The 19,548-nt window shown below is 41.0% G+C and carries 13 protein-coding genes; 4 read left to right on the forward strand and 9 right to left on the reverse strand.

Annotated features, from left to right (window positions below):
• Positions 1–7: 7 nt before the first annotated feature.
• From CWD91_RS09940 to CWD91_RS09985, 9 genes are all read right to left on the reverse strand, one after another.
• Entirely contained in the window at positions 8–1,678 is a 1,671-nt protein-coding gene (locus CWD91_RS09940) for a RagB/SusD family nutrient uptake outer membrane protein (protein WP_103440827.1), read from the reverse strand.
• Positions 1,679–1,682: 4 nt separating this feature from the next.
• Positions 1,683–5,012 (reverse strand): TonB-dependent receptor, encoded by a 3,330-nt coding sequence (locus tag CWD91_RS09945; protein ID WP_103440828.1) that lies wholly within the window; start codon positions 5,010–5,012, stop codon positions 1,683–1,685.
• Between the two features lie 204 nt (positions 5,013–5,216).
• Complete coding sequence (locus tag CWD91_RS09950) at positions 5,217–6,350, reverse strand: FecR family protein (protein ID WP_103440829.1); 1,134 nt, start codon at positions 6,348–6,350, stop codon at positions 5,217–5,219.
• Positions 6,351–6,424: 74 nt separating this feature from the next.
• Complete coding sequence (locus tag CWD91_RS09955; RefSeq protein ID WP_103440830.1) at positions 6,425–7,030, reverse strand: RNA polymerase sigma-70 factor; 606 nt, start codon at positions 7,028–7,030, stop codon at positions 6,425–6,427.
• A gap of 165 nt (positions 7,031–7,195) precedes the next feature.
• Positions 7,196–8,722 carry a sulfatase family protein gene (locus CWD91_RS09960; RefSeq protein WP_103440831.1) on the reverse strand — a complete coding sequence of 509 codons (1,527 nt, stop codon included), beginning with the start codon at positions 8,720–8,722 and terminating at the stop codon, positions 7,196–7,198.
• Positions 8,723–8,740: 18 nt separating this feature from the next.
• Positions 8,741–9,892 carry a lactonase family protein gene (locus CWD91_RS09965; RefSeq protein ID WP_103440832.1) on the reverse strand — a complete coding sequence of 384 codons (1,152 nt, stop codon included), beginning with the start codon at positions 9,890–9,892 and terminating at the stop codon, positions 8,741–8,743.
• A gap of 42 nt (positions 9,893–9,934) precedes the next feature.
• On the reverse strand, positions 9,935–10,576 hold the full coding sequence (locus CWD91_RS09970; protein WP_103440833.1) for a bifunctional 4-hydroxy-2-oxoglutarate aldolase/2-dehydro-3-deoxy-phosphogluconate aldolase: 642 nt from the start codon (positions 10,574–10,576) through the stop codon (positions 9,935–9,937).
• On the reverse strand, positions 10,566–11,519 hold the full coding sequence (locus CWD91_RS09975) for a 2-dehydro-3-deoxygalactonokinase (protein ID WP_103440834.1): 954 nt from the start codon (positions 11,517–11,519) through the stop codon (positions 10,566–10,568). The genes CWD91_RS09970 and CWD91_RS09975 overlap by 11 nt, the downstream gene beginning before the upstream one ends.
• Before the next feature lie 448 nt (positions 11,520–11,967).
• On the reverse strand, positions 11,968–12,423 hold the full coding sequence (locus CWD91_RS09985) for a hypothetical protein (protein ID WP_317045610.1): 456 nt from the start codon (positions 12,421–12,423) through the stop codon (positions 11,968–11,970).
• A gap of 81 nt (positions 12,424–12,504) precedes the next feature.
• Here CWD91_RS09985 and CWD91_RS09990 point away from each other — a divergent pair, with 81 nt between their 5' ends.
• The 4 genes from CWD91_RS09990 to CWD91_RS10005 all read left to right on the forward strand — a co-directional run bounded on the left by CWD91_RS09990 (position 12,505) and on the right by CWD91_RS10005 (position 19,366).
• Positions 12,505–15,186: a c-type cytochrome gene (locus CWD91_RS09990; protein WP_103440836.1), complete on the forward strand. Its 2,682-nt coding sequence runs from the start codon at positions 12,505–12,507 to the stop codon at positions 15,184–15,186.
• A gap of 2 nt (positions 15,187–15,188) precedes the next feature.
• Positions 15,189–16,424 carry an FG-GAP repeat domain-containing protein gene (locus tag CWD91_RS09995; protein ID WP_205164626.1) on the forward strand — a complete coding sequence of 412 codons (1,236 nt, stop codon included), beginning with the start codon at positions 15,189–15,191 and terminating at the stop codon, positions 16,422–16,424.
• Entirely contained in the window at positions 16,421–17,224 is an 804-nt protein-coding gene (locus tag CWD91_RS10000) for a 3-keto-disaccharide hydrolase (protein ID WP_103440837.1), read from the forward strand. The genes CWD91_RS09995 and CWD91_RS10000 overlap by 4 nt, the downstream gene beginning before the upstream one ends.
• Before the next feature lie 402 nt (positions 17,225–17,626).
• On the forward strand, positions 17,627–19,366 hold the full coding sequence (locus tag CWD91_RS10005) for a sulfatase family protein (RefSeq protein WP_205164627.1): 1,740 nt from the start codon (positions 17,627–17,629) through the stop codon (positions 19,364–19,366).
• Positions 19,367–19,548: the final 182 nt, after the last annotated feature.

Below are 19,548 nucleotides of genomic sequence, written 5' to 3' on the forward strand. Positions count from 1 at the left end.
AATAGGATTAATTTCCTAATTTGGGATTTACGTTGACCTCCGATTCTGGAATTGGCCATACATCATCCACTCCCTCACGAAAATTTTTGCTGGTAACGTACCATCTAGACTGTGGGTCTATTTTCTTGGAAGTTGTTGGGTAAAGGGTTGAATTTGGGAAAGGGGCACCCCATAAATCACCTACCAACACCTCGTCACCTATTCCCCATCTAAAGATATCCCATAATCTTTGACCTTCCAAGGCCAACTCTATCCTTCTTTCATTTCTTAAAATAGGCCTTAGAGCAGCGGCATTGGTTTCCGTTAAAGGAGGCAACCCCACAGAAGCCCTTCCCCTAACAGCATTGATTGTTTCGTCCAACAATTGTTGGGTAATGGCATTGCCCGCTTCGAGTTCGGCTTCCAAATAACTCAATAATACTTCGGCATACCTGATGATAGGAATATTGCCACCATAATCGGACCTTAAGTTACCGCTGAACGACTCGTCAAAGAATTTTCTTAAACCATAACCTGTTCGGGTAGCCTGTTTGGAGTAGGTCAATTGATCTACCGATCCTGTTGAATCTGGATTACAATCATAAACCCTGCCTGCAAACGTAGCACCATCCCAAATAAAATTATACCTAAACCTGGGATCCCTATTTGCCCCCATATCATCATAGTCAAACTTGGGGTCATCATAGGACAAGGGAGTACCGTCATCAAAACCATAGGCATCGGCAAGACTACCCAAAGGGTTTACAATATGCCAGCCCGAAGCAACCGCCGGATAGGCGTGCTGGGGTAAGGAATTACCTGCCTGACCACCAAAATATTGGGCACTAAAAATATTTTCACTGCTATTCTCATTAGAGGGAATAAAAAGCGAACTATAATCTGGATCAATAATATTATCGCCCATATCAATGATTTGCTTGTACACTACGGAAGCTTCTGGAAATTTTTTCTCCCCAAGATACAATCTCCCTAAAAAAGCCAATGCGGCTTGTTTACTGGCCCTACCAGCCTCTCCTGCTTTCAACTCGCCGAAAGCCGGAAGTTCGGCGACGGCGGCCTTAAGCTCATTCTCTACAAAAGTCACCAATTCCGTTTTAGAGGCCTTATCCACATTATTGGCCTCATCAGGAGTTAAAGTTGCCGTAACTAAAGGAGCACTTCCCCAAAATTGAGATAGATAAAAATATTGCGTAGCCCTTAGAAACTGTACTTCGGCTTTCATTCTATCAATTTTTGCCTGTTCCATATCTACTGTTTCAATATTTTCCAGGAAATCATTGCATATGGCTATACGCTTATAAGACCCTTGCCAATATCCATTAACAACGTTGTTATTTGGCAATAAAGTACCATTTGTCAATCGGTTCTGGGTGGAATTATCACCTCTTCTATCATAAGCATTGTCAGTAGCAAATTCCATAAACACAATGCCACAATAGGTCCACCAATCCGAAGGCACCACTTGTGTTCCATATTCCACGGCCCCTCTATAGGCCCCTGTTAGAGCTATGTTGGCATTGGACTCCGAAGTCCAAAAATTATCAGCGGCAAAGGCGTTACTGGGAAATTGCTCCAATTCCTTATCGCAGGAAACTACTGTTCCCAAGGTGACGATTCCTAGAAGAAGTAACCCCAGGACCCTTGATTTAGATGAATGTTTGTTATATATTTTAATCATGATCTTAAAATTTTAGGTTTATACCAAAAGTGTAGGTAGTTAATATGGGATAATATGCTCCGCCTCCGATTATTTCTGGGTCCCATCCCTTTCTATAGGAATTAAAAGAATGTAAATTCTCTGCCCCCAAATAACATCTTAAATTATCTATCCCTAGAATTTCATTGACCTTGTCAGGAAAATTATATCCAAGCTGAATATTCTTTATACGTACATACCCAGAGTTGATGACCCAAAAGTCTGATGTTTCCGTATTGGCCGAACCGCTGTTGGTCAATACTTCCAATCTTGGATACTCTGGATTACGAACAGGGTTGTTGGGGTCGAACCTACCGTCCATTTGCCATCGCTGAATATTCCCTAGATTAAAGAAGGCATAACCGGCATAACCATCCAATTGGCCCTTTACCTCTGCGGTTCCTTGTAATAAAACTGATAGGTCGAAGTTTTTATAGTTAAAACCTAGATTGGCGCCAAAAGTATATTTTGGTATCCGGCTTCCCAAATAGGTCCGGTCATAAGTAGGATCTACCTTACCATCCGGAACACCGTCCGGGCCACTAATATCCTTATATCTAAAATCCCCGGCCTGTGCAGTAGGATTCACTGCGGTCATATCTGGCCAGCTACCTACCTCACCATCATTTAAAAACACACCATCGGCCTTATAGCCGTAGTACATTTGCATGGGATAGCCTATAAACAAGTCGGAACCATTTCCTACAAACCCATTGGGCTGCTCCACATTACCAAGTCCCAAGGTAATAACCTCATTATTGATGATTGAAAAATTAGCGTTGACGGAATATCCAAAATCTCCAGCTTTTCCACGATGGCCTAGGTCAAATTCCCATCCTGTATTCTTTACCTCACCGGTATTGGTCTCACTAATACCTACACCTAAGACAGAGGAAACACTTGCAGATGGCTTAAACAACACGTCAGTCGTATTTCTATTAAAATAAGTGACGTTAAAGGAAAGTTTTCCATCAAATAAACCAGTTTCTATTCCTATATCGGTTGTTTCCGTAGATTCCCATTTAATATTGGCATCCTTATAATTGGCGTATGCTGCTCCAGTTGCCAGTCCGCCCCCCAAGGAATAGTCCCTTCCGGAAGCCAAAACCGTTTGATAAGGGTAATTACCAATATTTTGGTTTCCTAAAATACCCCATGAAGCTTTCAGTTTTAGGTTGGATATCCAGGATACCTCTTCCATAAATGATTCTTGGGAAACACGCCATCCCACAGCTGCAGATGGGAAAAAGGCGTACTTATTATTTTCAGGAAAACGAGAAGAACCATCGTACCGCATAGTGGCCTCAAAAAGATACCTTTCGTTGATGCTGTATTTTAGGCGTGAAAAGAAGGATTGCAAAGCCCATTCTTCATCATAACCCCCAGATTGCTGATTTTCAGCACTACCAAGATCCAAAACTGTATAATCATTACTCGCAAAATCTTGACGGTAGCCATTGAAAAGGGATAGCTCTTCATTTTCAAAGGAATATCCCGCCAATAAGCTAAAATCGTGCGACCCAAACTCTTTGGAATACTCCCCAGTAAACTGCATGGTCTTAAAAATAGTTTTGTTGCTCTGTTGATTTAGATAAGATTGCCCTAAAAATACATCCTCATTAAGTCTTTGGGACGCCAGATAGGAGCGCTCCTCATAAAGCGAAAAGTTATAACCTCCTATAGCGGAAAAAACTAGATCATCATTCGGCTTCCAGTCCAATTTCACATTTACCCCTACCCTTGTTGTAGGATTGGTCAAATAGGACTTGGAATCTAACCACGCCACGGGTGTTCCACCACTTTCCGGTCCTATTCCATAATTGCCCTGGGAATCACGACCTAAAAAAGTTGCTGGATAGCGTACTGCATTTTGAACAAGTTGGTCCAAAAATCCTCCGCCTTTATTTGCAGTGGCCTGAGGTTCTTTTCGTTCTTCCAATGCTCCAAAAAACCTAGAGTTCAATTCAAATTTTTCACCTAACTTATTATTGAGGTTCATACGAAAGTTATAGCGGTTAAAGCTATTTTTGGGTACAATCCCCTGCTGGTCCAAAATACCTGCAGATACATAATACTTGTTGTTTTCATCACCCCCATTTACAGTAAGTGTATGTGATGTCTGGATTCCATTTCTAGAAAACAGATCTTCCAAGAATCTGGTATTTGGATAATTGTCGGGGTCGCTTTGCGCCCTGTATTTGTCAATGTCATCAGCACTAAAACTAGTGCTCCCCGAAGCTATATTGTACATTTCCGCATACTCCCAAGAGTTTGCGAATTCAGGAAGTTCTGTGGCCTCATTAACACCAACATAACTATTATAGCTAACAGAGAACTTTTTATTACTTCCACTTTTTGTCGTAATCAATATTACTCCATTGGCCGACCTGGCTCCATAGATTGCAGCTGAAGAAGCGTCTTTAAGTACGGAGATCGAAGCTATATCGTCTGGGTTAATATCATTCAAGGTTCCTGCTATACCGTCGATCAAAACAAGGGCATTTGGGGTAGCTCCAAAGGAACCAACTCCCCTAACACTAATATTCCCTCCGCTTTGTCCGGGTCTTCCCGATCTTTGTATTACCGTAACCCCGGGCATCTGTCCCGTTATTGCTTGGGATGCCTGTGTTACAGGCCTATTTTCTATATCCTTGGAGGATACTTGTGATATGGAGCCAATTACATTGATTTTCTTCTGGGTTCCATAACCTACTACTACCACTTCATCCAATCCGGCCGCACTTTCCTGCAGTATAATGCTAAGATTCGTTTTTCCATCAATAGGCACTTCCAAAGTGGAAAATCCAATATAGGAAACTACCAGAATGGCGTTGACATCTGCTACTTCCATAGAAAAATTACCGTCAAAATCGGCTGTTACCCCATTCGTGGTTCCCTTTTCTATAATATTGGCACCCGGTAAGGGCGTCCCGGTATCGTCCACAACTGTACCTGAAATGGAAGGTTGTTGCAATCCCATTTCCTGCGCGCTACTTTGGTCACTTTTTTCTTCTTTGACACCAGGTTTTAACGCTATTTGTTTGTCCAAAACCTTATAAACAATATTGGTTCCTTTAAACACTTTCTCCAATATCTTGGAAATAGTTTCCCTTTTTACTTTTATGGAAACCATTCTTTCCAAATCCACTTCTTTGGTGTCCACAAAGAACTTAAATTCCGTCTGGGATTCAATTTCATTAAGAACATCAAACACTTTGACATTATTAAGATTCAAGTCTATTTTCGTGTTTTGGGAATAAGTACTTGCATTAACTTGAAAAAGTGCAACTAATAAAAATAGGGTTGTTAATTTCATTTTTAAATCGAATCGCCATGGACAACCATTACGATTCCGCGGTTTGTTAAATTTTTTCATAATTTAGTAATACGTTTGGTGGTTAATAAAAAATTTTAATCACTTTAATCTGCCAGAAAATGTCGCAAGCATTTTCTGGTTTTTTTATTAAGTAGATTGTGTCCTAGCCTCTAGAAATTCACTTCATATATAATTATTTTAAGATTAATTAATTACTATTTTATTTTGATCAATGATGTACTCAATAGAATAAATCTCATTTAAAGTTCGCAACACCTGCTCAATACTTTCAACATCGAAAACCGCATTATAGGTCCTCTCCTCCAAAATTTGATTATTGTTTCTAATGGAGACATTATAGTGCCTTTCCAGTTTTTTTCTGATGATTTTGAATGGGGTATTTCTAAAGACCATTCTTCCTTCCACCCAGCTTGTGTACATTTTTGTATCCACCTGTGATATGGAGGTTGCTTTTGATTTTAGATTCCATTCCCCTTTATATCCAGGCTCCAATACAATTGTATTTGCAGAAGTAAACTCGCTGTCCTCCGAATGCAGTGCCACAGATCCCTCAACAAGTACGGTGTTGACATTTTCCTCTTCTGGATACGAAGAAACATTGAATTTTGTCCCCAAAACCCTAACATTTAAATCATTTACATTTACTACAAAAGGATGGTTTGCATCTTTGGTGACATCAAAAAAGGCTTCCCCATCAAGGAATACTTCCCTTTTTGTACCTTCAATAAATTTTACAGGATATTTTATGGAACTACCGGCATTGACGTGAACTGTTGTGCCATCGGACAGAATCAACTTAAAGGTTTTTCCGTAAGGTATGGTCAACTCATTATAAATAGGTGCTGTAGAAACAACCTCATTGGCAACGTCTTTATAGGATAAAACTCTTCCTTGCTGTTTTCCAACCACCTTTCCGTTCTTGTCAAGTATTGCACTTTCCTCTTTCTCGGTTATAACCTGAATATTTCCGTTGCCCAAATCCAAGGTAATGGTGTTCTTATCAATGACTGGTAGCTCGGAATCTGATTTTTGTTGGTTAAGATAAGACCCTATGCCCACAAGAAGAACTAATATTGCGGCATACTTTATGAATCCTGAAAATCTAGATTTCGGTTTATTGTTGACCAGTTTTGACTCCAATTCCTGCCAAGCTATTTCGCAATCTTCATCGCTCTTTGCCCTAAAAGCCCAGGTTTTTTTGAATTGTATAAATGCTTTTTTATTTGCGGGGGAATCGTCTATCCATTGAAAGATCAATGAGACTTCCTCTTCTGTGGCATTACCTGAAAGATACTTAGAAATTAAATCATAATCCATTAACTGGAATTTTGTGTTCCAATTAAGTACACCTTAGAAGTACTTTACCCTACATTGATTTTTGATTATTTTTATCAAAAATGCAAAAAAGCATAAAAAAATATAATGATTACGTAGTTTGCAATTCTCAATTTGAGGAATTTAGTAGCCCGTGTTATGTTGGCTTCAACCGCTTTGATAGTAATACCCAATTCTTCAGCAATCTCTTTATTCTTCTTATTTTCAAATCGCTTTTTTAAAAATACCTGCTTGCATTTGTCCGGTAATTCCTCTATTGACTTTTCAATAAGATTTTCCAATTCCGAAAAAGTAACGGAATCAAAATTCAAGGAGTTCAAAATTTCAGTATGCAAGTTGCTCTCCCTTTCCTGCAATTGCCGGGAATTGTACTTCCGTACAACCTTATGGTGCCTAATTAGGTTTAAACAATCCGTTTTTACAGACTGGTACAAAAAGGATGGGATTCCATTAATTTTTTGCACTTTTTCCCGGTTCTCCCATAGCTTGATAAATGCTTCTTGGGCTACGCTTCTTGCTTTGTCCTTATCCCCTATAAACTGAATACCAAACCCAACAATACTATTGTAATATTCTTTAAAATAATATTCGAAAGCGCGGCGATCTCCTTCCCTAAATTGTAGGAAGCGAAAATCTATCAAACTTAAATGCTCTTTCTTCATTATGAATTAAGAATTACACAAACTTAAACATGTTTAATTACCAATATAGCAGCTAAATATACAAAATTTTATTAAATGTAAAATTTACATATAAAATTTATTTTAATCACAATGCTTATGGAATAGTAGCAGCTGAGGAATTTAATTTGCAATGTTAGAGTTAATTCATCCCTTTGAATTGGTATGAGCTGTTGCTGATATAATTTTTTCCATTTCCTTTTTTGAGGGGCGCGGGCGCCGTCTAAATGAATTTGATTTACCTGTTTTCCTATCAAATTCATCCGGAGTCCTAAAAGCTGGCAAACTGTCTAAGGTAAGCAGTCTAATTTTTTTCATTTCTGAACGCAAAGTCTCCAAACTTTCCTGATAATCCCCGTTTCCAACCAAATTATTGAGTTCGTATGGATCTTTGATCATATCATACAACTCTTCATTTGGACGTGGAACAATAAAGCAAGCTAACTGCGCTTCAGAGAGCTCTCCATTTTCCTTCATTTTGAGCATATCGGTAAATGTTTCACTGACAAAGGCATCTGCCGAAGGTGTATTTGGAAGGTCAGGATAAAAATTACGGATGTATTTTAATTTTTTTGTTCTTATTGCCCTAGTGTAATCCTCGTAGTCATGCCAATGATCTTCAGCATAGACCACATCCCTTATATTCGCTTCCGGATTGGTCAACAAATTTGAAAAATCCTGTCCTTCAAAGGAGGGAAGGCTTTCCAGCCCTGCCAACTTTAGAAATGTGGGTGCAATGTCTACGGCACTAACCAGGTTATTACAGACGGACTTAGGTTTTACTTTTTGGGGCCATTTTACTATCCATGGCGTTTTAATACCACCGTCGTACAGGGTTGTCTTGTCTCTTGGAAAAGGCCTACCGTTATCGCTAATAAAAAGAATCAAGGTATTTTCGGAAATTCCTTGCCTATCCAACTCCTCCACTACTTTACCAACATAGTCATCCAACCTTAAAATTTCATTGTAGTAGTACATAAAATCTTTTCGCACATTTTCAGTATCCGGCATATAGGGAGGTACAATTACATCTTCGATGGTCTGTGGATGCTCTACAATATTATCAGTATAAGGTCGGTGTGGATCAACAGCGGCCAACCAAAGAAAAAAAGGCTTGTCTTTTGGCCGTGCCTGCAGCACGGGAACCCAATTCTCACAACCACTGCCATCACCCTTTTGTAAGGCTTTAGTACCATCAGGTGCCAATTGAAAACCGGAAGTACCTACATCATAGACCTCATCGAACCGATCCTTAATGGCATCTCCCATATGCCACTTGCCGGCCTGGGCTGTCCAATAACCAGAGGCTTTGAGCTTTTCCACGAAAGTTATTTTATCCGGGGTCAAGGGCCAATGTAATTGTTCCGCATTGGTATTGTGGGGATAAAGGCCGGTAATGATACTTGTCCTACTGGGACTGCAGGAACTGGCCGTAAGATAAGCCTGATCAAAACGCATTCCATCCTGAGCCAGTTTATCAATATTTGGGGTACGTATATTTGGATGCCCATAGGCCCCACTATCGTCCCAGGCCATATCGTCAGCAATAATCAATACAATATTTGGGCGCTCCCCTTCTTCATTTTTGGTCTCTTTTTTTGAGGAACAGGATAATGTAAATATTGATAATAAAAGAATTAAAAAGTTGGTCGATTTTGGTTTGTGGGTTGTCATAATAGGTGGATTATTTCTCTAGAACTTTAAACATACAGGTTGTGAAATGGATATTTCATTTCCTGTAAATTCAAGGAACCCCGTTTGCCCATCGACTTTAAAAACGGTTATGTTATTCGATTTTTGATTGGCCACCAATAAAAATTTTCCATCTGGAGATAAGGTGAAATTCCGAGGCCAATCCCCTTGTACAGGTTCTATGGTCAGAAGTTTTAAATCTCCACTATCAGATATCGAATAAACAGCTATACTATTATGCCCCCTATTGGAAGCATACAGGAATTTCCCATTGTTGCTAATATGTATATCGGCACAGGCATTGGGTCCTTGGTAATCCTCTGGTAGCGTACTCTTTTTATCGATTTTTGTAAAAACTCCGGTCTCTTCATCCACGGTGGCCGACACAACAGTACTGGACAGTTCATTGATAATAAACACCTTGTTTTCCGTTGGGTGGAAAATAAGATGTCTTGGACCATCCCCTGGATCCATTTTTAGCCCTACTTCCGCCTTACCTAATTTTTTATCAGCATTTATTGGATAGGTCAAAATCTGGTCAATACCCAAATCTGCCGCGTACAAAAATTTTCCGTTTTGGGAAAATTGTACACAGTGTGCATGGGCCGAATTTTGGTTTGGATGCGGACCACTTCCTGTATGTTGTATCCCTTGTGGCTCATCTAACATAACCCCCTTTTTATCAATGGGATATAGTACGATACCTCCCGAACTATAATTTGCTGCAGCAAGAAGATTTTCATCGGAATTTACCCCAACATAACAGGCTCCATCCCCTATACTGGGAAGGTTGGCCACTCTGGTCAGGGCTGTTCTATCTTGGTTCCATTGGAATGCCGATACACTCCCCGGTTTTGTTCCGTTCGAAGAATAGACCCTATCCCCATCTTTTGAAAGGTATAAATAGCCTGGCTTATTCTCTTTGGCCACATGTTGACTGTTGGTAAGCTCCCCCGTTTCTGTATTAAAGTCGAGTTGATAAATGCCTTGATCATCCCCCTCGGCAAAAGTACCGACCAAAAGTTTTAGACCTTCTTTTTGGATTGGTTGTTGTTGTCCACTCGCCAAATTGGCTTTTTTGGGTTGATCTTTACACCCGACCACTAGCGCCAATAGAAGAATAATCATTAAATAATTTGAAGATCGTTTCATGATAAAAATGGAATTGATTCTGTTAAATATATTTATTTGTATTTAAAAGCCCCTTATTTCAGCCTTTATCTTCGCAAAATGATCGGCCAGGCCTTCAAAATTTCTTTCCGCTATCCACTTTTTGTCGAGGAGCGAACTGCCCATTCCCACGCCAACTGCACCGGCCTCAAAAAAGGATCTGATGTTCTCCAAAGTAACCCCGCCCGTTGGCAAAAGCTTTATATTGTTAAGCGGTGCCGAGATGTCCCTTATAAATTGGATCCCGAGCTGGGTGGCAGGAAATATCTTTACAGCGGATGCCCCTAAGCTCCACGCCCTGTAAATTTCAGTCGGAGAATAGGCCCCCGGAAAAATTGGTATCCCTTGGGCTACAGCAGTCTTGATAACTGTTTCGTCCAGGATCGGGGTTACGATGAACTGGGCACCTGCCGCTACGGCCCTATCGTAGTCCTCCATATTACAGACCGTACCCGCACCCACATTCAGGTCATTGAATTCGCTCCTTAGCTTGGAAATCATCTCCGTGGCCCCGGCGGTATTCATGGTTATTTCAATGGTGTGCAGACCCGCCTCCAGATATGCCCTGGCAATATCCCGCATAAGATCCATGGATACTCCCCTTACAATACCGACTATAGGGGCCCTATTGTACAGTTCCCAAGAAAATGATTCTTTATTTGACATATTTTTCTAAAATTTTCCGCTGTCCGACCAACAGGGCCGTTTCTATAATTTGAGGCTCAAAACAAACGATGCGCTCCATGGGGAGAAAGGATTTCAGGGCCAGTTGGTACAATTCGTTCTGTATTCCGGTAACCGCAAGGTATACGGTTTCGCTCCCTTCCCTCAAACGGCCCAGCTCCGCCCCTATCAACAATCCCGATAAATAATAATAGTTTTCCTTAGCGGAGGTTTTATGTATCAAACTGTTCGCCCTAATGGAAAAGAGCGAGGCCATCTCTTGGTTGGCAGCTCCTTTTTTAACACCCTTCATAAAAACATCCTTAAATGAAGGGCTCCATCCCACTTCTTCCACTGAGGCCGACAAAATACTGCTCTTCCCTATAAGCTCGAACAGTTCGCCCGTCATATAGGTGGTGAAATCCATAAATCGCCCACCATCAAAATGGATATGTTTACTGTGGGTCCCGGGCAACAACAGAACCCCCTTTTCCTTCTTGGGCAGGTAATCCGAAAGTCCAATGGCCTGGATCTCCTCACCGCGCATCACGTCGTTATCCGTTCTGGCCCCGGAAACCAGGAGAAGGTCCAATCTATCATTGATCGAAAGCCATTTGCCCATTAGGTCTTCCCCACTAAAGGCCAAGGGCAATTGGCAGTACTCCAGTTCCTGCATGCCTATGGAGGAGGACAGCATTCCGGAAGCCATCAAATGGTAGTTTTCGGCTCCGTCCAAATCCAACCTTTCCAGCTGCGCCAACAAATAGTCGCCAAAAAAAGCTTGCCGATCCCGCTTGCTTTGCCCTGTAAATAGTTGATAACACTTTTTGATTCCCAGATCGGTCCTCATTTCGGAAAGCACCTTTAATGAACGGGAATCCACCAAACGGAGTCTAAAATTGGAGGTCCCCCAATCACAGCTAATAAATTTATCCGGTAGCCCCATGTTTCCTACAACGCTTTGGTTACTCTTTTTATATTGGGATAATCCTCAAGTACTCAGTTTGAACAAACCACTCCAATACCAATACTTTTTATTGGACCATCGGGAAGGCAAATATCAAAATTATATCCGTTCTGGACCACTTCGCCAAATTCCAATTTTTCCGAAAAATACGCTAATTTTTTTTTTCATCCTTGGAATATAAATAAGAAGCAAATCTAACATTGGTATTGTTGGCCAAACCAGTGAAAAGCAAAAATTATGAAGTAGCCTATAGTTATGTAAAGGTAAAATTGTGTCCTAAATCTGCAATTGGGCAAAACAAAAAAGCTTTCAATTTCTTGAAAGCCCTGTTTATTTTGTTACAAGTCCGAAAAGTGCCAATAGGCTCTAACATCCGACATATTCAGTTTATAATTGCCTGGTTTTTGGGATTACAAATAGAGTTAATTTAACTCTTTTGAATCCATTTGCTAAAGACCAGGAACAAAACACCGCAAAGTAACCAAGCCGGCAAGGTGACAAAGGACAGGAATACATCATATTGAACGGATATAAAATAGAACAGTCCAAAGCTAATCGCCCAAGCGAAAAATACGGCCCTATTAAATTTTAGGTTTGCCACTTCAGCATAATTCTTAACGATTCCTGCTTGTTTATGGAAAAAATGTTCGAAGACGATAATAGCACCGAAAGGCGCTAGGATAAACCCGTATAGGGCAACAAAACCCAACAATTTCATAGCGAAGGCTGGAAAAAGACCAGCTATGGTTGCAACAGAACCTGCAATTATGGTAACCCAAAAAGTGGAAACTTTTGGCATAATGGCCTGAAAGGCGAGTCCATTAATAATTACTACACTGTAAGGGTAGAACCAAGAAGAAATGACTATACAAATATTTCTCAACGATATGCACTTACATCCTCAGAATCGTAGGTGAATCCCAATTTCTGATTATATTAGTGCACCTAATAAAAACTAACGATAATGACCAGACTAATTGCCGTACTTATTTTTTCAATGCTTTTAACCGTTTCTTGTGAGGACTCTAAGAAAATGGAAACGGGAAATGGTCTAGACCTCGACCCAAAATTGGCGAAACTTAAATTACAGCCAGGCTTTGAGGCCGAACACCTGTATAGTCCGGCCGATAATGATCAAGGCTCATGGGTAGCCATGACTTTTGATCATAAGGATCGACTGATCACTGCTGATCAATACGGTGCTTTATATCGCCTAGAGCTCCCTGCCATTGGGTCTGATGTGCTAACACCCAAGATTGAAAAGCTAAGGATACAAACAGGGGAGGCCGTGGCCGATTCTATAATCCAAATGGGTTATGCCCAGGGGTTGCTCTACGCTTTCAACAGTCTGTATGTAATGGTGAATCATCGTGGCAACGAGGAATTCGAAAAGAGCAGTGGTCTCTATCGTTTACAGGATACTGATAATGATGATCAATATGACATGATTACCCAGTTAAAAGCCTTGAACGGTGCAGGTGAGCACGGCCCACATAGTATTGTTTTAAGTCCGGACGGAGAGTCTCTTTACGTTATTGCAGGAAACCATACCGATCTTCCAGAAATGGATAATTATCGTTTACCCAAGGTTTGGATGGACGACAACTTGTTTCCACAGGTCAAGGATCCCCGCGGTCACGCCAATGACCGTGGAGCTCCTGGGGGTTGGGTCGCCAAAATAGACCCGGAAGGAAAAAATTGGGAATTGGTAAGTGCCGGTTTTCGAAATCCTTTTGATCTGGATTTTAACGATGAAGGAGACATGTTTGTTTACGATTCCGATATGGAATGGGATTTGGGCATGCCTTGGTACCGCCCCACCCGCATTTGCCACGTTACCAGTGGTAGTGAATTTGGATGGAGAACAGGGAACGGAAAATGGTCAGCGGCCTATCCCGACAACCTTCCACCCATAGTAAATATTGGGCAGGGATCTCCCACCAATGTGGTTTATGGAAGGGGAGCTAAATTTCCTGAAAAATATCAAAAGAGCATCTATGCTTTCGACTGGAGTTTTGGTATCATATATGCTATTCACCTAAAGGCCAATGGTTCTTCCTATGATGGGGAGAGGGAAGAATTTTTATCAGGGATCCCACTTCCTTTGACGGATGGCGTGATAGGCCCGGATGGTGCCATGTATTTCATGACCGGAGGTCGTAGATTGGATTCCGACCTTTACAGGGTTCATTATACCGGAAACGAAGTCGTAACGGCTTCCAATAGCACACCTGAATTGACCGAAGAAAATAAAACAAGAAGGCAGTTGGAAGCGTTTCATGACGGCCCAAAAAGTGGGGCAGTTGACTTTGCATGGCCTTATTTAAACAACGAGGACCGTTTTATTCAATATGCGGCACGTATTGCCGTAGAGCACCAACCCGTTAATGAATGGCAGAGCAAAGTGCTTTCCGAAAAAGACCCCATTACTCTGGCCCAGGGAATTATTGCCCTATCCAGACATGGTAATAAATCTAATCAAGACCAGATGCTCAATGCGCTGTTAGGTGTAGATTTTTCGAAGCTTTCCCCCCAACAACAGGTGGCCCAGCTAAGGGCTTTTGAATTAACGATGTCCCGTTTTGGGATTCCGGGATCATCCGTTAAGAACAAGGTCATCGATTATCTATCGCCACATTATCCGGCAATGACAGATGTATTGAACCAAATGCTTAGCAAAACACTTGCATATTTGGACGACCCCACGGTGGCTAGTAAAACATTGGCACTGTTGGAATCCAATACTGGTGAGAATGTTGACGTAATGGCAAACACCGCTACGGACGCTTCGGATCTGATTTTGAGAAATCCACAATACGGAATGGATATTGCCCTTACCCTGAAAAATATGCCTCCTGCCCAACACACCTATTACGGTATGGTTCTGGAGGATGTTGACAAGGGATGGACTCCTGAACTTCGCGAAAAATATTTTATATGGTTCAATAAAGCCTTTTCATTTAAAGCAGGAAGAAGCTATATCGGCTTCATAGACAAGGCCAGAAAAAAAGCATTGACCCATGTTCCTAAGGATCAATTCGATTTTTACGATAAGATGTCCGGTGTGGACCTGTTGTCCAGCTCGGGCAATGATTTGGCAGTGTCAACTGTGCAACCTAAAGGTCCTCGCCACAATTGGGAAGTTGAGGAAATAGAAGCCTTGGTAGCCGATGGCCTGAAGGGCAGGGATTTCGAGTACGGCAAAAGTATGTTCGCTGCTACGACCTGTATCACTTGTCATTCCATGCTGGGAGAAGGAGAAAATATTGGCCCGGACCTAACACAATTGGGCACTCGTTTTTCACCCCAAGATATACTAAGGGCCATTATAGATCCAAGCGATGTAATTTCGGATCAATATAATACTACAGTGTATACCTTAAAAGATGGAAAATCGATCGCTGGACGATTGATGAACGAGACCGAGCTAAATTATGTCGTTTCGCAAAACCCTTATGCTCCCGATCAAACTCGTGAGATACCTAAGGACCAAGTGGTGAATACCAAGCTTTCTTCCGTTTCATTGATGCCTCCCGGAACCATCAATAGACTTAATGAAGAAGAAGTCAAAGACCTTTTGGCCTATTTGATTGCTGGGGGAAATCCAGAAAATCCGATATATTCTAAAACAGAGGCCAACAACTAACAATGGATAATTTTATTACATTAACCGGCCTATTCAGGTTAAAAAGACCTGCACCGTCCAAGTTTAGTTTTATAAACTTAAACGGTGCAGTGTTTTTTATAAACGCCGTCTTTTTATTGATGGGTTCTTTCTTATTTGCACAACCGAAACCTTTACAGTTTACTAAACAACAGATTGCTTCCGAAAGCTATGAAACGGCGGGAGTGTTCGATGTGGACAACGACAACGTCCTCGACTTGGTCTCCGGGGCCTATTGGTATAAGGGACCTGACTTTCAAACCCGTCACTATATAGGTTCGGCAAAACGATACGGCGAATATTATGATGATTTTTCCACCATTTCTTTAGACGTGAACGGGGATGGGCATATGGATTTTATTACGGGCGGCTGGTTTGGAAAACAATTGGTGTGGAAGCAAAACCCTGGTGATGGCGGTGAATGGCAGGAACATTTAATAGCTGAAGCAGGAAATATTGAAAGTACCCGTTCTTGGGATTTGGATGGCGATGGCACTATCGAAATAATCCCCAATACTCCCAATGATTCTTTGGTAATTTATAGATTGCAATTGGATAACAACAAAAAAGGTGCAGGAAAGTTCAGTAAGCACACCATTTCTGGCACACACGGACATGGGTTGGGCTTTGGTGATATAAATGGTGACGGATTGGACGACATTATTGTACCAAAGGGTTGGCTCCAAGCCCCGAGCAACCCATATGCCGGTAAATGGAAACTTCATCAGGATTTTGAATTGGGCACGGCAAGCGTACCCATAATTGTAACCGACGTAAACAAGGATGGACTTTCAGATCTTATTGTTGGTCAAGGCCATGATTACGGCTTATTTTGGTACGAACAAAAAACGGCTACCAAGAAACAGAAATCCCAATGGATAAAACACGCCATTGACCCCTATAATTCCCAATACCACAGTATGGAATGGACTGATATTGATCAGGACGGAGAAAATGAACTGATTACGGGAAAGCGTTATCGTGCCCATAATGGAAAGGACCCAGGTGGCACAGATGATCTTGGCCTTTATTTTTTCAAGTGGAACGGAGAGAATTTTAGTAAACAGGTTATTGATTATGGACCCTATGGCCAAGGAAAGGGAACTGGAGTCTATTTTAGTGTTTCCGATTTGGACAATAACGGAATGAAAGATATTATCGTGGCCGGAAAGGATGGCCTTAACATATATTACACAAACCTAATAAACAATAAACAATGAATTTGAAAAGAACTTTTAAGCCCTTTTTATTAGTACTGATAGCAATTATTGGTTTGCAATCCTGTAAGGATAAAAAAGAAAATAAATCCATAGAAAAAGCAGAAGCGACCATGACGGAGCAAGATGGCTTTGTACAGATATTCGATGGAAAGACACTTGATAACTGGGAAGGAGATCCCAACTATTGGAAGGTAGAAAACGGCAATCTTGTAGGAGAGGTAACCCCTACCACCCTGTTGAAGAACAATACCTTTATTATTTGGCAAGGCGGACAACCGGCAGATTTTGAACTGAAGCTCGAATTTCGCATAGCGGAAGCCGGCAACAGTGGTATAAATTATCGCAGTGAAAAACTCGACACTATTCCATATGCAATGCGCGGCTATCAGGCCGATATTGACGGAAAGATACAGTATACCGGGCAGAACTATGAAGAGAAAAAACGAGCTACACTGGCATATCGAGGTGAGAAGGCCATTATCACTTCACAAGAAAACCCTGATGCTCCGGGATCCTTACGTGCCAATGTAGCAAATAATGCTTGGCAGAGCCGCGAAGTTGTTGAATCTCTTGGCGATTCCGAAGAACTCAAAACAAAAATCAAGAGCGAAGATTGGAACGAAGCCCACCTTATTATAAAAGGAAACCAATTACAGCATTACATCAATGGTATTCTAATGAGCGAGGTAATTGACGATGATGCCGTTAACAGGAAACCTTCAGGGTATTTGGGGGTTCAGGTTCATGTAGGACCGCCGATGAAGGTCGAATATAGAAATATAAGATTGAAGAATTTATAGTGATATCAATGCCTTTCTTTCAAGAATAATAAAGACTGCCCTATAATTGCTGGCTTCTGTTATAACTTGAAAAATTTAACTACCCGAAAAGGGATGAAAATTAAATTTCTCATCCCTTTTTTTATATTGCCAAAAACATGTCAACTCCCCACTCCAACTATATAATAAAAATAAATTTCATGACGGTACAGGACATCACAGGATAGGTTATGATGATATAAAGCTTAATTTTGACCAAATCTATTTCAATCATAATAATACTTTCTTCTTTGAATAAAAGTATAACTTCCAGTCGCATGGACAACAACTTATATTTGAAATAGATATTGACAACTCTTAATTTATGTACCAATCACGATAGGCAAATTACACCTGCCTATTAAAAACAAAAAACACCAATAGATGACAATAAGAATAATTGTTGTATTACTCTTTTTTGTTTGCGCTATTCCTCTAATAGCACAAAAAACAACACAAGAACAGCAAACTAAAAAACCCAACATCATCTTTATTTTGACTGATGATCAGCGTTTCGATGCCTTGGGTTATGCAGGCAACAAACTCATATCCACCCCAGAAATGGACAAATTGGCCAAAGAAGGCACCTATTTTAAAAATGCCATGGTTACTACTCCAATCTGTGCGGCTAGTAGGGCGAGCATACTGACCGGGTTATACGAACGCACACATAACTTCAATTTCCAGACGGGAAATATTCGAGATTCCTATATGGCAGACTCCTATCCGTCCATCTTGAAAAAAAACGGTTACTATACCGGCTTTTATGGTAAGTACGGTGTTCGGTATGATGATCTTGTAAAACAGTTTGATACTTATGAGTCCTATGACCGTAACAATCAGTATAACGACAAGCGCGGGTATTATTACAAAACTTTGGGCAAAGATACGGTACACCTTACCCGATATACGGGTCAACAAGCTATAGACTTTATTGCGGACGCCAAAATCGATACTCCATTTTGCCTCTCGTTGAGCTTTAGTGCGCCCCATGCCCACGACTCAGCTAAAGACCAATATTTTTGGCAACAGGAGTCCGATTTGCTGCTTCAGAACATGGATATGCCTGGACCGGAACTGGGGGAAGACAAATACTTTGAGGCTCAACCAAAATTTGTACGTGACGGATTTAACCGTTTACGTTGGACTTGGCGCTACGACACTTCAGAAAAATACCAACATAGCGTCAAGGGCTATTACAGGATGATTTCGGGTATAGACCGTGAAATTGCCAAGATCAGGGAGGAACTAAGGAAAAAGGGAATTGATAAAAATACTGTGATTATTTTGATGGGAGATAATGGTTATTTCTTGGGTGAGCGTCAGCTTGCCGGCAAATGGTTATTATATGATAATTCGGTTCGGGTACCCTTGATTGTGTTCGACCCACGCTTAAAAAAACAAAAAGACAGCGATGCCTTGGCATTGAATATTGATGTTCCGTCAACTATTCTGGACCTAGCCGGCATTGTACAGCCCGAAACTTGGCAAGGTAAAAGTCTGATGCCAATTGCTAATAATTCCATGAAAAACTTTGATCGGGATACTGTTTTGATCGAACATCTTTGGGAGTTTGAAAACATTCCACCTAGCGAGGGTATACGCACCAAAGATTGGAAATACTTCCGCTATGTAAATGATAAGTCTTTTGAAGAGCTATATAACTTAAAAGACGATCCAAAGGAGATCCATAACCTTGCACTAGATTCAAAATATAACGCGAAGCTCCAATCTTTCCGGGAAAAAACGGACAAGCTTATTCTTGAACTTTCGGATGATTATTCTAAAGGACCGTCCAATTTAATTATTGAATGGATAAGAAACACCACTGGGGTTACAATTATCGATTCCAAACCGGAATACGGATGGGTGGTCCCAGATGGCGCAATTTCGCAGTCGGCCTATCAAATATTGGTAGCCTCTTCCGAAGAAAAAATAAATAATAACATTGGTGATGTTTGGAATAGTGGCCAAATAAGAACCAATGCCTCCACAGAAATAGAACATGGAGGGGAGCAGTTGAAAAGTGGAGGGACTTATTTCTGGAAAGTTCGTATTTGGGACCAGGACAATCGTCTATCACGATATTCCAATAGCCATAACTTTTCTATTGACAATCCATAAGCAACCACTACAACACCTAACAATTTTCAAATAGATAAAATTAAACCGGTCCAATGCGAAAAAAAGATGATACCTATTTTGTCGATTTTGGGATTTGTATAATTACGCTATTAAGGCCACAACTTTTAGCGGTCTCTACCTAGCCAGTGACCGTGAGCACGTTCCTTACTAGGCTGACGCCT

Origin of the sequence: Arenibacter hampyeongensis (genome assembly GCF_002909255.1) — a bacterium.
Classification (GTDB): domain Bacteria; phylum Bacteroidota; class Bacteroidia; order Flavobacteriales; family Flavobacteriaceae; genus Arenibacter; species Arenibacter hampyeongensis.